The 12,672-nt window shown below is 67.7% G+C and carries 10 protein-coding genes and 1 pseudogene; 2 read left to right on the top strand and 9 right to left on the bottom strand.

Annotated features, from left to right (window positions below; all coding sequences use genetic code 11):
* Positions 1-67: 67 nt before the first annotated feature.
* The 3 genes from HBE64_RS08125 to HBE64_RS08115 form a co-directional block, all read right to left on the bottom strand.
* On the bottom strand, positions 68-676 hold the full coding sequence (locus HBE64_RS08125; RefSeq protein WP_167100132.1) for a DUF937 domain-containing protein: 609 nt from the start codon (positions 674-676) through the stop codon (positions 68-70).
* A gap of 96 nt (positions 677-772) precedes the next feature.
* Complete coding sequence (locus HBE64_RS08120; RefSeq protein WP_167100128.1) at positions 773-2,029, bottom strand: trans-acting enoyl reductase family protein; 1,257 nt, start codon at positions 2,027-2,029, stop codon at positions 773-775.
* Positions 2,030-2,053: 24 nt separating this feature from the next.
* Positions 2,054-4,069 (bottom strand): S9 family peptidase, encoded by a 2,016-nt coding sequence (locus HBE64_RS08115; RefSeq protein WP_167100125.1) that lies wholly within the window; start codon positions 4,067-4,069, stop codon positions 2,054-2,056.
* Positions 4,070-4,107: 38 nt separating this feature from the next.
* Here HBE64_RS08115 and HBE64_RS08110 point away from each other — a divergent pair, with 38 nt between their 5' ends.
* A complete protein-coding gene (locus HBE64_RS08110) occupies positions 4,108-5,274 on the top strand; it encodes an FAD-dependent oxidoreductase (protein WP_167100122.1) in 1,167 nt (388 codons plus the stop codon).
* Positions 5,275-5,300: 26 nt separating this feature from the next.
* Here HBE64_RS08110 and HBE64_RS08105 read toward each other — a convergent pair whose 3' ends face one another.
* The 6 genes and pseudogenes from HBE64_RS08105 to HBE64_RS08080 form a co-directional block, all read right to left on the bottom strand.
* Positions 5,301-5,801 carry a transglycosylase family protein gene (locus HBE64_RS08105; protein ID WP_167100119.1) on the bottom strand — a complete coding sequence of 167 codons (501 nt, stop codon included), beginning with the start codon at positions 5,799-5,801 and terminating at the stop codon, positions 5,301-5,303.
* Positions 5,802-5,995: 194 nt separating this feature from the next.
* Positions 5,996-6,291: pseudogene (locus tag HBE64_RS08100) on the bottom strand (transglycosylase family protein); the annotation flags it as partial.
* Positions 6,292-7,327: 1,036 nt separating this feature from the next.
* Positions 7,328-7,906, bottom strand: a complete 579-nt coding sequence (gene mobA, locus HBE64_RS08095; RefSeq protein ID WP_167100113.1) for a molybdenum cofactor guanylyltransferase — start codon at positions 7,904-7,906, stop codon at positions 7,328-7,330.
* A gap of 12 nt (positions 7,907-7,918) precedes the next feature.
* Positions 7,919-8,992, bottom strand: a complete 1,074-nt coding sequence (locus tag HBE64_RS08090) for a 2-oxoacid:ferredoxin oxidoreductase subunit beta (RefSeq protein ID WP_167100110.1) — start codon at positions 8,990-8,992, stop codon at positions 7,919-7,921.
* Complete coding sequence (locus HBE64_RS08085) at positions 8,989-10,911, bottom strand: 2-oxoacid:acceptor oxidoreductase subunit alpha (RefSeq protein WP_167100107.1); 1,923 nt, start codon at positions 10,909-10,911, stop codon at positions 8,989-8,991. Before HBE64_RS08085 ends, HBE64_RS08090 begins: the two co-directional genes overlap by 4 nt.
* A gap of 309 nt (positions 10,912-11,220) precedes the next feature.
* Positions 11,221-12,066 carry a PfkB family carbohydrate kinase gene (locus HBE64_RS08080; RefSeq protein WP_167100104.1) on the bottom strand — a complete coding sequence of 282 codons (846 nt, stop codon included), beginning with the start codon at positions 12,064-12,066 and terminating at the stop codon, positions 11,221-11,223.
* A 49-nt stretch (positions 12,067-12,115) separates the two neighbouring features.
* Here HBE64_RS08080 and HBE64_RS08075 point away from each other — a divergent pair, with 49 nt between their 5' ends.
* Positions 12,116-12,622: a nitroreductase family deazaflavin-dependent oxidoreductase gene (locus HBE64_RS08075; RefSeq protein WP_243841532.1), complete on the top strand. Its 507-nt coding sequence runs from the start codon at positions 12,116-12,118 to the stop codon at positions 12,620-12,622.
* Positions 12,623-12,672: the final 50 nt, after the last annotated feature.

Raw genomic sequence — 12,672 nt, 5'->3', positions numbered from 1 at the left:
CTAGGAACGGGCGAGCCGGGCCCGACGGGCGGTGCGCACAGCGTCGCCTCCCGCCGGGCCGTTCGCTCTACTTCTTGCCGCCGAGCAGCCCGCCGAGGATGCTGCCGATGGCACCGCCCTGCTGGCCGCCGAGGACGCTGCCCAGGATGCTGCCCAGCGCGTTGTTGCCGCCGCCGCTGCCGCCGGTGGCTCCGCCGAGGATGCCGCCGAGCAGATCGCCGAGGCCACCGCCGGAGGCTGCGGCCTGAGTGCTGGCGCCGCCCGCCTGGCTACCGGCGAACTGCTTCCCGATGTAGGCGATGATGATCGGGGTCAGGATCGGCAGCAGCTTCTTGATCAGGTCGCCGCCGCCGGCACCGGTTCCGGCGAGCGCCGAGGCCACCTGGTTGGTGTCGTTGCCCCCGAAGATACGCGAGACGATCGCCTCGCCCTGGCTGGTGTCGACCTGGTCGACGTTCACCCCGCCGTCGAGCAGATCGCTGGAAGCGGTCTCGGCGATCGTCGATTCGAGCTTGCTGGAGTCGATGTCGCCGGAGACGACGTTGTGCTGGATGCTGCCGAGCAGCGTGGGCACCAGCGTCTGGACAGCCTGGCTCACCTCGCCCTGGTCAGCACCGAGCTTGCTGGCGATGTCAGCTACCGGGATCTGGTTCAAGAGGTCTTCGAGACCGGCCATGATGAGGTTCCACCTTCGTGATGAATGTTTGCGGAGATCGGAGCCGACATTAGTCGAGCCGAACCCCTGCGGCACTAATTACGCGCAGAGAATAAATCAGTTGAGGCGGGCCGTCTCCAAGGTGATACCGGCCGCCGGGAATCGGGCCAGCAGTGCGTCACCCATCGCCGCCGCGGGGGTCAGCACACCGCGCAAATCGGAGAGCTTGTCGCGGTCGAACGCCAGGGCCAGGCCGCATTCGCCGAGCATCACCGACGTCGCCTTGTAGCCGGGGTCGCCTTGCTGGGCGATGGTGGCGACGTAACGTGCGCCGCCAGTGGTGGCGGTGTAGGTCTCGGCGCGGTAGTAGCCTTTCTCACGGGCTTCGTCGCTGGGCCCGGTGCCCGGCTTGGGGGCGATGCGCTCGACCAGGCGGCGCGGCAGCAGCCGGAAGAACCGGCTGCCCAGTGCCACCACCCCATTGTTGGCTGCCGTGGCAACCGCGGAGACCGCAGGTGCCAGGATCGACGATCCGACACTCATGTTCTCCGCGTAGCGGAACCTCGTGCCGTAGGCGTAGTCCAGCAATGCGTTGCTGCGCCGCACGATTCGCGTGTTGTAGAGCGCCATGACGAAACCGGTGGTCCAGGTGCCCGCCAGCTCCGGGGCGATATCGCGGCCCCGCCGCCACGGCAGGTCGGGTTGGGGACCGAGCTCGGGTTCAGCGGCCCGGTCCTGGCTCAGTGTGTAGGGATCCTCGAAGAGCCGGCGGGTGTTGGGGTCGTTGGACGACGCCCGAAACACTTCGATCATCGAGGCCACCGTGCCGCCCGAGACGCCGCCGGAGAATCCGCGCAGCACGAAGTTCGTGTCGCCGAGTTCACCCGTGCCGTCCTGCTGCGCCCGGCGATAGAGCGCGAAGACGCTCATATCCGAAGGGATCGAATCGAATCCGCACGCGTGCACGATGCGCGCCCCGGTGTCGACGGCTTCCTTGTGGTAATCGTCGATGCTCTGCCGGACGAACATGGCCTCGCCGGTGAGGTCGGCGTAGTCGGTGCCCGCGGCCGCGCACGCCGCCACCAGTGGCAGCCCGTAGCGGCTGTAGGGGCCGACGGTGGTGACCACCACGCGGGTGCGGGCGGCCATGTCGTTCAGCGACGACGGCGAGGACGCGTCGGCGGTGATGATGGGCCAGGATTGCGCGGCGTCACCGAGGGTGTCCCGGATGGCCAGCAGCCGTTCGGGTGAGCGGCCGGCCAGCGCGATGCGGGCTGCGCCGCCTGCTTGGGCCAGGTACTCGGCGGTCAGCTTGCCGACGAAGCCGGTGGCCCCGTACAGAACGATGTCGAATTCACGCTGCTCTGCGGTCATGTTCGCCAACTTACCGGGACGCGGCTACCCCAACGCTGCGGGGAACTCGGCGGTCTCCCCCAGCACGTGCTCGGCGAGGAACGCGGTGACCACCTGGTACCAGAGCTTGGCGTGCTGGGGTGCGAGCACCCAGTGGTTCTCGCTCGGGAAGTACAGGAACCGGTGCGGCGAGGTGCCGTCGTCGGCGGCGGGCAGGCGCGACTCGGTCAGCAGCTCGTACCACAGCCGCAGAGCCTCGCCGATGGGGACGCGATAGTCCTTGTCGCCATGGATCACCAGCATCGGTGTGCTGATGTTCCCCACGAACCGGTGCGGCGAATTCGCTTGTGCCATAGCCGGTGTCATCTCGCGCGCCCAGTAGTACGCACCGTCGGTGGTGGGCCCGAACTGATCGAGCGCCCACAGGCTGGCATGGGTCACGATGGCGCGGAACCGGTCGGTGTGACCGGCCACCCAGTTGGCCATGTATCCGCCGAACGACCCGCCCATCGCCGCGGTGCGCTGCGCGTCGATCCGCGGGTCGGCGCAGGCGGCGTCGACGGCGGCCATCAGGTCCTCGTAAGGCGCACCGCCCCACTCGCCCCAGCCGCGCTGAATGAACTCCTGGCCGTAGCCGGTGGACAGCGCCGGGTCGGGCAGCAGCACCGCGTACCCGCGGGCGGCCAGCAGCCACGGGTTCCACCGCCATGACCAGACGTTCCAGCTGTTCAGCGGACCGCCGTGGATCCACAGCAGCAGCGGCGCGGGACCGCCCGCAAGATTTCCCCGAGTCGCTTCGCTCCTGCCCGCCGGTGCGGGTAACACCAGCCACGACCGCACCTCGACACCGTCGGCGGTCCTCGCCGTGACCTCGGTGAGTTCGCCGGGTAGTTCGGGACGGTCGACGCACGGCAGCGCCGTCACCGCGTCATCGATGCGCACCGGGTGCGGCGGTGCGGCATAGGAGGTGCGCAGGGCGTAGATGACGCCGCCCGGCGCCGCGACGACGTTGGTGTAGCTGAAGTCGTCGTCGGTGCGCCGCCGGACTTTCCCGTCGAGGCTCACTTCGAAGATCGGGCACCTGCCGTGGTGGTCGGCGGTGACCAGAAGGGCCGAGCCGTCGCGCGTCCAGGTGACCGAGGCCGGCCAGCGGTCCCATCCGGTGGCGAACTCAGTCCAGGCATCTGAGTCCAACCGCTTGTGGCACAGGGTGATTCGTGGTGCGCGCTGCGGAGTCGACACGGTCTCCCTGGTGAACGCCAGCGTGGTGCCGTCCGGGGAGATCGCAGGATTCTCAAGGTCGGCGCCGGGGTCGTCGGCGATCACCGTGCGCTCACCGGTGTGCAGATCGATTCGCATCAGGATCGAGCGCAGCGCGGCGCCCGGTGCGGGCACCCGCCAGGTCGCGACGGCGAAGCTGCCGTCGGGGCTGACTACGACATCCGGCTCACCGCCGAGCGCGGCGCCCGGGCCGGCGGTCACGTCAGCCAGGGCGCCGCCGGGGCCGACGACGAAGAGGTGTCTCTGGTCCGGGCCGAGATCAGAATCCCAATGCCGCACCGGATAACCCGTGTGCAGAATCGCGGTGACCTTGTTGTCCTTACGCAAGGCGCGCAACCGCCGGTCCTCGTCGACCGAGGAGGCCGAAGGAAGCAGTGCACCGGAGGCGACGATCACCGGGGCTGCCGACGCGGTCCGCACCGCCGTGACGCCACCCGGCAGTTCGGCGATCCGGGTCGATTCCCCGCCGGCAGCCGCCAGCCGCCACAGCGCGGCAGGGGGTTTGTCGTCGTCCTCGGTCGGGCGGACCGCGGTGAACACCAGATCGCCCTCGGCGGTGAACGCGGGCGCCGATTCGCCGTTGAGTCCGTGGGTCAGCCGCCGTGCCGGGTGGACTCCTTCGGGGTCGAGTTCCCACACCGCGCTGACGTACTCGGTCTTCTTGGCATTGAGTTCGGCGACGGTCGTCACGACGCGGGATCCGTCGGGTGCGACCGCCAGCCCGGACACCCGGGGTAGCGCGATGTAGGTGTCGAGGTCGTCGAACGGCCCTGAGGTCATGTCCCGTTCGTAGCACAGCCGGGGCTAGGGTCGGCTCCATGGCCGACATCGCCGTCGTCGGGGCGGGTATCGCCGGACTGGCCACCGCCGTCGCGCTACAGCGGCAGGGTCATTCCGTCACAGTGATCGAAGAACGGACCGATACCAGTTCCGGAGCCGGCATCAGCATCTGGCCGAACGCCTTGGCCGCGCTGGACGTGCTGGGGCTCGGCGATCAGGTTCGCGGCGCGGGCGGCCGGGTCCCCGCCGGCGCCATCCGGTGGAAGGACGGCAGCTGGCTGCGCCGGCCGGCCGGTGAGCGCATCGTCACCGCGCTCGGCGAGCCCCTCGTGGTCCTGCAGCGGGTGGCATTGCGCGACGTTCTGTCCGGCGTCCTGGCGCCGCAGACCGTCGTCGCGGGGACCGCGGTGCGCGGGCTGACGGTGTCTGCGGGACGGGTCCGTCTGGACCTCTCGGATTCCTCAGAACTGGAGGTGGACGCCGTCGTCGGCGCGGACGGGACCGGTTCGGTGGTCGCCGGCTATCTCAACGGACCCTTGGCGCACCGCTATGCCGGCTACACCGCGTGGCGTGGCGTCGCCGCGATGGCGATCCCCGCGGAATTGGCCGGCGAGACGATGGGATCCGGCACCGAGGTCGGCCACGTCCCGATGGGTGCGGATCGCACCTATTGGTTCGTCACCGAACGGGTGGCCGAGGGTGCCGCGGCCGCGCAGGGCGAACTGGCGTACCTGCGCTCGAAGCTGGCGTCCTGGGCTGACCCGATTCCCCGGATGCTGGCTGCGACCGACCCGGCGGAGGTGCTGCGCAACGACCTCTACGACCGCAGCCCCGCCCGGTGCTGGACGTCCGGCCCCGTCGCGCTCGTCGGCGACGCCGCCCACCCGATGCGCCCGCACCTCGGACAAGGTGGCTGTCAGGCTCTCGAGGACGCCGCAGTACTCGGTGCCTTCACCGGCCTGCTGCCGGATCTTCCGAGCGCGTTCGCGTCCTACGCGGCGTTTCGGCGTCGACGGGTGGCCGCCCTGGTGCGCGAGTCACGCACGATCGGCCGCATCATGAATCTGCGGCCCGCGGCGCTGAGCGGCGCACTCAGCCGTGCCACAGTGCTGCTGCCGGAGCTCCTGGTGACCCGCCATCTCGCTTCCATCGCCGGGCGGTCGGCGTTTGTGCTGCCCACACGCAACGACGCCCAGTCGGTGTGAACCGGCTGGGCGTCGTTGGCGGGATATCAGCGAAGGCCGAGTGCGTTGGCGATGGCCTTACCCGGGTCGTGGATGGCCTGGCACATCTTGTTGAAGTCGATCGACTTGAACGGGCCGCTCAGAACATTCGCGCATGCGTCCTGGGCCGGGGCGCCGGTCGCGGTGGAGCCGTTGGAGACCGGGACGGCGAAGCCGGGAGTGGCGGCGGCCTGGCCGCAGGTCGGCCATGCGCCGATGCCCTGCTTCTGCACGACGTTCTCGGCGACGCGGATCTGCTCCTCGCGGGAGGCCTGGTGGGGAGAGCCGACACCGCCGTTGGCGGCCCAGGTGGCCTGCTTGAACTGCAGACCGCCGTAGAAACCGTTGCCGGTGTCAGCCGCCCAGTTGCCGCCCGATTCGCACTGCGCCACTGCGTCCCAGTTGACCCCGCTGTCGGCGGAAGCACTTCCGCAGCTCAGCACGAATCCGGCCAGAGCCAGTGCTCCTGAGATGACTGCCAGAGTGACGATCCTGCGAATGGTGCTCATCTGTGTGCCCTTCCCGACCAAGGGGCGCAACTTCTGCGCTGTTGTGAGGTGAATCGCACCTAAAGGGGCGGGTGTTACTGGCGTGTCAATTGAATTCTCTGAGATTTCTGATAGAGGAGCTCTTAATGAGACAAGGGTGGCGCCGGACTCATGAGGTCCGACGCCACCCTTGTGGACAGCTGTTGGCAGCTAGATCAGCCGCGGCGTCCGCACACCGGCCATGCGCCGATGCCCTGACTGCGCAGCACGTTCTCGGCCACCCGAATCTGCTCCTCACGCGACGCCGTGTGCGGCGAGCCGCTGCCACCATTGGCACGCCAGGTGCCGATGGTGAACTGCAGACCGCCGTAGTAGCCGTTGCCGGTGTTGATGGCCCAGTTACCGCCGGACTCGCAGGCCGCAACCGCATCCCAGTTCACGCCACTGTCGGCGGAGGCGGTGCCGGTTCCCATGGCCATCGGAGCGACGACCAGGGCGCCGCCGATGGCGGCCATCCCGAAGGACCGTGCAAGCGTCGTGCGGAGGTGGTTCAAAATCTATCCTTTCGCCGCGCGTCCGCCGGGGAGATCGCCCGCCGTCAGGCAGGGCATCGCTGGCTTGCCAGCAAGGTGTCCTCGGATCGCGCCGTCTCGGTCGGGCACGACAGTGGCGGCCGGCCGGTCCCGCCGGGTTAGGTCACCGGCGACAGCAGGAGGTCCTGTAAACCTCCCCGGCCCCACTCACACGCAGGGTTCGTACATCTGGAGTTGTTTGCTCCCGGTGGGGAACGACTAGGACCGTACGGACCAGCTAGAACGAAGTCACGCCAGCGACACGCTTATCTCGGTTTGATAACAACACAATCACGGTACGAACCTGAGAGTTGTCTGTGCAGGTCAGCCGCGTGTTTACTCCACTGGGCGAATGTTGACGCGCCGGACAATTAAGTGACGTTAATCACGCACTTTTTGTGGCGTGGGTCACACGAATTTTGATAACGCGAGGCGTTCCGGCGCCGATGAATAACAGCTTTTCGGCCACCCGCACCCCAGGTCGACTGAAACAGGCCGTCCCGGTCGGCCACCTGGTTAGCTGCGCGGCGATAGGTCGTCCGCGCCGGTTTGCGACATGTAATCTACTGCGCGACAGTGCTTTTCGAGCTCAATACCGGTATCGCCACGGCGTCGCAGGCGATCGGCGCCTGGGTCGGTGATCCCCGTTTACCACACCGGATACCCCCTTGACCATAGGCTTTCACGGGTACGCCACCGGGGCGCCGGAGCGGCCCCGGTAAGCCCTGCGGCGCGCGGTGGCGGGTTACGGTCGCCCTCGATCACCGGCGCGCAGCGTCTCGGTCACGGTCGGTGAACCCCGGGGGCTGTTTGGGTTAAATGCCGTCTGCCAGCGCTGGGCGATTCCCCGCGGAACGCCGAAAAGCGTTCTGGCGCACCAGTTTTGCGGCCCCTCACAGGGACGGCAGCGCAGATAACAGTAGCCAGGAGATTACCGATTTGTTATTGGCCGGCCTATAACGACTATTGGTCGGTTTATTTCGACGGTTGCTGCGCCATGTCGGCGGGCGAATTGATGTTTGCCAGCTGGTGCTCGAAGGGGACCACCACGCGCTGAGTCACAACGGTTTCGGCCAGTGCACGCATGCTGCGCTCGCCGGCGGTGACCAGGGCGTCGATGTGATCGGCCAACCCGGTGCGGTAGATGCCGGCGAGGTAGTGGTCCCTGCCGTCCCAGGGCAGCACGACGTCGACGCCCTCGTAGTCGGCCAGGGCGTCGATGACTTCGACAGACAGAAAAGGCATGTCGACGGCGCTGACGAAGGCCCGCTCCAACCCGGCGTCGGCGGCAGCACGCAGGCCCCGGCCGGTGGCCAGCAGCGGACCGACCCCGCGGACCTCGTCACGCAGTACCTCAGCAGGCAAGGCAGGAAGGGCTTGACCGGGTGCGGCGATCACGAATACCGGGGCACACCGGGCGCTGAGAACCTCGACGGTGTGCTCGACCATGGTGGTCGCCGCGCTGGGGTGCGGCAGGGTGGCCTTGTCGCGGCCCATGCGGCGCGACGCACCGCCCGCCAGTACTACGGCGGCCAGCGGAGCGTCAGCGCCCATGGCGTATCCCGACTAGTCCACGGTCCAGGTATCACGCCCACGCAGCAGTGACTGCAGTGCATGGCGGTCGTGCGGGGTGGCCTCACGGGCGGAAAGGACCTGGTCACGGGCCGCGTCGTCGTAGGCGGGCCGGCTGACCTGCCGGAAGATGCCCATCACGGTGTGCTCGAGGTTCTGGTCGGACAGCCGGGAAAGGGCGAAGGCGTAGGCCGGGTCGTCGATCTGGGCGTCGTGGACCACGATGTCACTGGCGGACACGTCGGCGGTCTTGGCGACATCCAGGCCGAACCCGGTCTTGACCACGCAGTACTCACCGTTGGCGCCGAATGTCACCGGCTCACCCTGGCGGACGTTGATGACCCGCTCCTCGGCGCCTTCCTTGCGCAGCACGTCGAAGGAGCCGTCGTTGAAGATCGGGCAGTCCTGCAGGATCTCGACGAGTGCAGCACCCCGGTGCTCGGCGGCGGCGCGCAGCACTTCGGACAGGCCCGCACGGTCGGAGTCCAGCGCCCGCCCGACGAACGTCGCCTCGGCGCCCAGCGCCAGCGACACCGGGTTGAACGGGTAGTCCAGCGAGCCCATCGGGGTGGACTTCGTGACCTTGCCAACCTCCGAGGTCGGCGAGTACTGCCCCTTGGTCAGCCCGTAGATCCGGTTGTTGAACAGCAGGATCGTGATGTTGACGTTGCGGCGCAACGCGTGGATCAGGTGGTTGCCGCCGATGGACAGCGCGTCGCCGTCACCGGTGACGACCCAGACCGACAGATCGGGGCGCGCCAGCGCCAGGCCGGTCGCAACGGTCGGGGCACGCCCGTGGATCGAGTGGAAGCCGTAGCTCTCCAGGTAGTACGGGAACCGGCTCGAGCAGCCGATGCCGCTGACGAACGCGATGTTCTCCCGGCGCAACCCGAGCTCGGGCAGGAAGTTGCGGATGGTGTTGAGGATGACGTAGTCACCGCACCCCGGGCACCACCGCACCTCCTGGTCGGTGGTGAAGTCCTTGGCCTTCTGCGGCGCGTCGGTGGTGGGCACCCCCGCCGTCTTCGACGCCGGTGCCAGAAGGTCGGTTCCGATCAGATCGGTCATGCGTTCACTCCCGCGGTAGCTGCCGCCAGCCTGGCGAACTTCGCCTTGTCGCTTTCGGTCTCCCTGAGCGTGCCGTTCAGGGCTCCATCGATGATGCCCTCGACCTCGTCGGCGAGGAATGCCATGCCCTGCACCTTGGTCACCGACTGGATGTCGACCAGGTACTTGCCGCGCAGCAGCAGCGCCAACTGGCCGAGGTTCATCTCCGGCACGACGACCTTCGGGTAGCGCGCCAGCACCTCACCGAGGTTGGCCGGGAACGGGTTGAGGTGACGCAGCTGGGCGTGGGCCACCTTGATGCCGCGGCGGCGGGCTCGGCGGCAGGCCTCGCCGATCGGTCCGAACGACGAACCCCAGCCTAGGAGCAGGAGTTCGGCGTCGCCGGTCGGGTCGTCCACCTCGAGATCGGGCACGTCGATGCCGTCGATCTTGGCCTGACGCAACCGGACCATCAGATCGTGGTTGGCCGGCTCGTAGGAGATGTTGCCCGAGCCGTTGGCCGACTCCAGGCCACCGATGCGGTGCTCCAGACCGGGAGTTCCCGGGATCGCGAACTGACGGGCCAGGGTCTCCGGGTCACGGTTGTAGGGGGCGAAGTCCTCCCCCGCCTTGGCGAAGTTGGCGTCGATCGGTGCGAAATCCCCGACGTCGGGGATACGCCACGGCTCCGAACCGTTGGCGATCGCGCCGTCGGACAGCAGCAGCACCGGCGTGCGGTAGGTCAGCGCGATCCGGGCGGCCTCGATGGCGACCTCGAAGCAGTCCGACGGGGAGCGCGCAGCCAGAACAGCCACCGGCGACTCGCCGTTGCGGCCGAACATCGCCTGCAAAAGATCGGACTGCTCGGTCTTGGTCGGAAGACCGGTCGAGGGCCCGCCGCGCTGCACGTCGATCACCAGAAGAGGCAGTTCGGTCATCACGGCCAGGCCGATGGCCTCCGACTTCAAGGAGACGCCGGGACCCGAGGTGCTGGTAACGCCCAGCGCCCCGCCGTAGGACGCGCCGATAGCGGCACCGATGCCGGCGATCTCGTCCTCGGCCTGGAAGGTCAAGATGTTGAAGTTCTTGTGCTTGGACAGCTCGTGCAGGATGTCCGAGGCCGGGGTGATCGGGTAGCTCCCCAGGATCACCTGAATGTCGGCCAGCTGACCGGCGGCGATGACGCCGTAGGCCAGAGCGGTGTTACCCGAGATCTGCCGGTACTCGCCGGGAGCCAGCTTGGCCGGGGCCACCTCGTAGGTGGTGCCGAACGCCTCGGTGGTCTCGCCGTAGTTCCAGCCCGCCTTGAGCGCCAGCACGTTGGCCTCGGCGACATCGGGCTTGCGGGCGAACTTCTCCCGGATGAACGTCTCGCTGGTCTCGATGGGCCGGCCGTACATCCACGACAGCAGGCCGAGGGCGAACATGTTCTTGGCCCGCTGACCGTCCTTCTTGGACGCGCCGATCTCCTCGACCGCACCGAGGGTCAGCGTCGTCATCGGGATCGCGTGCACCACGAACTCGGAGAGTTCGTCGCTCTCGAGGGGATTGCTCTCGTAGCCAACCTTCGCGAGGTTGCGCTTGGTGAACTCGTCAGAATTGGCGATCACCAGGCCACCGCGCGGCAGGTCGGCGAGGTTGGCCTTGAGCGCCGCCGGGTTCATGGCGACCAGCACGTCCGGGCGGTCACCGGCGGTAAGGATGTCGTAGTCGGCGATCTGGATCTGGAACGACGAAACGCCGGGCAGCGTGCCCTGGGGAGCACGGATCTCGGCGGGGTAATTCGGCTGTGTCGCAAGGTCATTGCCGAAGAGAGCCGCTTCGGTGGTGAACCGGTCACCGGTGAGCTGCATACCGTCGCCGGAGTCACCGGCGAATCGGATGACGACCTTTTCGAGTTTCTGCCGGTTACCCGTAGCCCCGTTGCCGTTCGGACCCACGTGCCCGCCTTTCATTGGTTCTTCTCGGGCCAATTCCGTGTCGCGGTCCAACGACGCGCCAGCGAAATCGGACAGCCGTGTGCAATTGCTGTCACTCGCAGTACCGATTATTGCACTTTCTTAGGCAAGCCATCCCCCCAATGGGCCCTGACACGCCGTCGTCAAGGGCCCAAAGTCACAGCTCACGGCCATGATGTACCGCCAGGTGAGACACTGATGTGTCGTTCGTCACTTTTACGGGCGTGTTAACTCTAAGAGATTTAGCTACTCGCGAGTAAGTCGCCGCGGGCGTTGCGGACGCGCCCACGGCTACGGTGCGTCGCCTCGCCGCTTCTCGAGTTCACCCGCGACGAGTTCACTGGCGGCCTTTGCCGCCGAGGTGGGATCGGCGCCGGCCGCCCGGTTGGCGACATAGCTCGAGGTGAACATGTCGCCGGCCCCGGTGGTCTGCACGTTTTCGACCCGCCACGCAGCCGGAACACGCACACAGCTGCCGCCGGTATAGATGTCGCAGCCTTCCGATCCGTAGGTCACCAGGATCTCCGGGACCCCCAGCTGTCGGGCGGTGCCCTCGTCGAAGTCGCCGTCGGCGACGATCAGCGCCTCGTCCTCGGCCAGCTTGAGGATGTCGATATCGGCCAGGAGTTCGCGCGGATAGTGGCGGTCGACAACCAGCGGCCCCAGCCGGTCGGCCCGCACGAGGCCCTGCCCGTCGTAGGCGACCCGGTGGCCGCGCCGCGCGAGCAACGCCAGCGCGCCCGGCGGGAAGTCGGTGCGCAGCAGCGGCGCCAGATGGACCCACGTGGTGGCCGGGTCAGCGGCTTCGATCTCGGCGTCTCCCCAGACCGGGCCGATGGCCTCCACCGACATCCGGCGGTGATCGACGTCGACATAGTCCAGCCGGAAGGAGCTCGTGCGGTCGGCGGGCAGGACAGTCAGGATCGGGCCGAACCGTTCGATGAGTCCCGCGAACAACGACATGTCCTCGGCAGCCGCCAGGCCCACGATCCGACCGTAGCCACCCGCGGCCTCCAACGCCACTCCCGCGAACGATGCGCACCCGCCCGGGGTGCGGTCACCGCCGTCGATCACGTCGATGGCGAGGTTGCCCAGCACGGTGACTCCCGGAGCGGGCTTCGCGGGAGGCCTTGACATTGGCAAGATCGTAGTGGCCGTACCCGGGACATCGGGCACTATGACAGGCGTGCCACAGGATTTTCCCGACGCCCATTGGGGCAGCGAACGAATCTCGACGCTGTTCCGTCCCTTCTACGCGCTGGCGTCGTCTCGGGTGGGATCACGGTTCATCCGCGTGCTCGTGCCGCTGGATCGTCGGGTCCTTCGGGCGACCAAGGGAAAGTTCACGCTGTTCGGGCCCACGTCACTGCCCGAGCTGCTGCTGACCACCACAGGGCGCAAATCAGGCCAGCCCCGAATGTCGGCACTGAGCTATCTACGTGACGGTGACCGACTGTTAGTGCTCGGCAGCAACTTCGGCCAGCAGCACCATCCCGGGTGGACGGCCAACCTGCTGGCCGATCCCGAAGCTGTGGTGGCGATCAATGGTGTCGAAATACCGGTGACGGCAACACTTTTGACGGGTGACGCCCGGGGCCCGGCGTTGCAGCGGTTCCTGGCCTACCCGATGTACCAGTCCTATCGCACCCGTACCGACCGAGAACTGCGGGTGTTCGCACTGGCGCGCCGGTAACACGAAATCGGCGCCCGGCATATCGCCGGGCGCCGATCATCGTGTCGTCA

It is taken from the genome of Mycobacterium sp. DL592, from assembly GCF_011694515.1.
GTDB lineage: Bacteria > Actinomycetota > Actinomycetes > Mycobacteriales > Mycobacteriaceae > Mycobacterium.
Note: the sequence above shows the minus strand (reverse complement) of the source record. Positions and strands in the feature narration are given on the sequence as shown.

Excerpts from the sequence above, each read along its gene's own strand:
- HBE64_RS08110 (WP_167100122.1), top strand. The coding sequence starts at position 4,108 with ATGGCCGACATCGCCGTCGTCGGGGCGGGTATCGCCGGACTGGCCACC.
- HBE64_RS08080 (WP_167100104.1), bottom strand. The coding sequence starts at position 12,066 with ATGTCAAGGCCTCCCGCGAAGCCCGCTCCGGGAGTCACCGTGCTGGGC.
- HBE64_RS08120 (WP_167100128.1), bottom strand. The coding sequence starts at position 2,029 with ATGACCGCAGAGCAGCGTGAATTCGACATCGTTCTGTACGGGGCCACC.
- mobA (WP_167100113.1), bottom strand. The coding sequence starts at position 7,906 with ATGGGCGCTGACGCTCCGCTGGCCGCCGTAGTACTGGCGGGCGGTGCG.
- HBE64_RS08115 (WP_167100125.1), bottom strand. The coding sequence starts at position 4,069 with ATGACCTCAGGGCCGTTCGACGACCTCGACACCTACATCGCGCTACCC.
- HBE64_RS08125 (WP_167100132.1), bottom strand. The coding sequence starts at position 676 with ATGGCCGGTCTCGAAGACCTCTTGAACCAGATCCCGGTAGCTGACATC.
- HBE64_RS08105 (WP_167100119.1), bottom strand. The coding sequence starts at position 5,801 with ATGAGCACCATTCGCAGGATCGTCACTCTGGCAGTCATCTCAGGAGCA.
- HBE64_RS08090 (WP_167100110.1), bottom strand. The coding sequence starts at position 8,992 with ATGACCGATCTGATCGGAACCGACCTTCTGGCACCGGCGTCGAAGACG.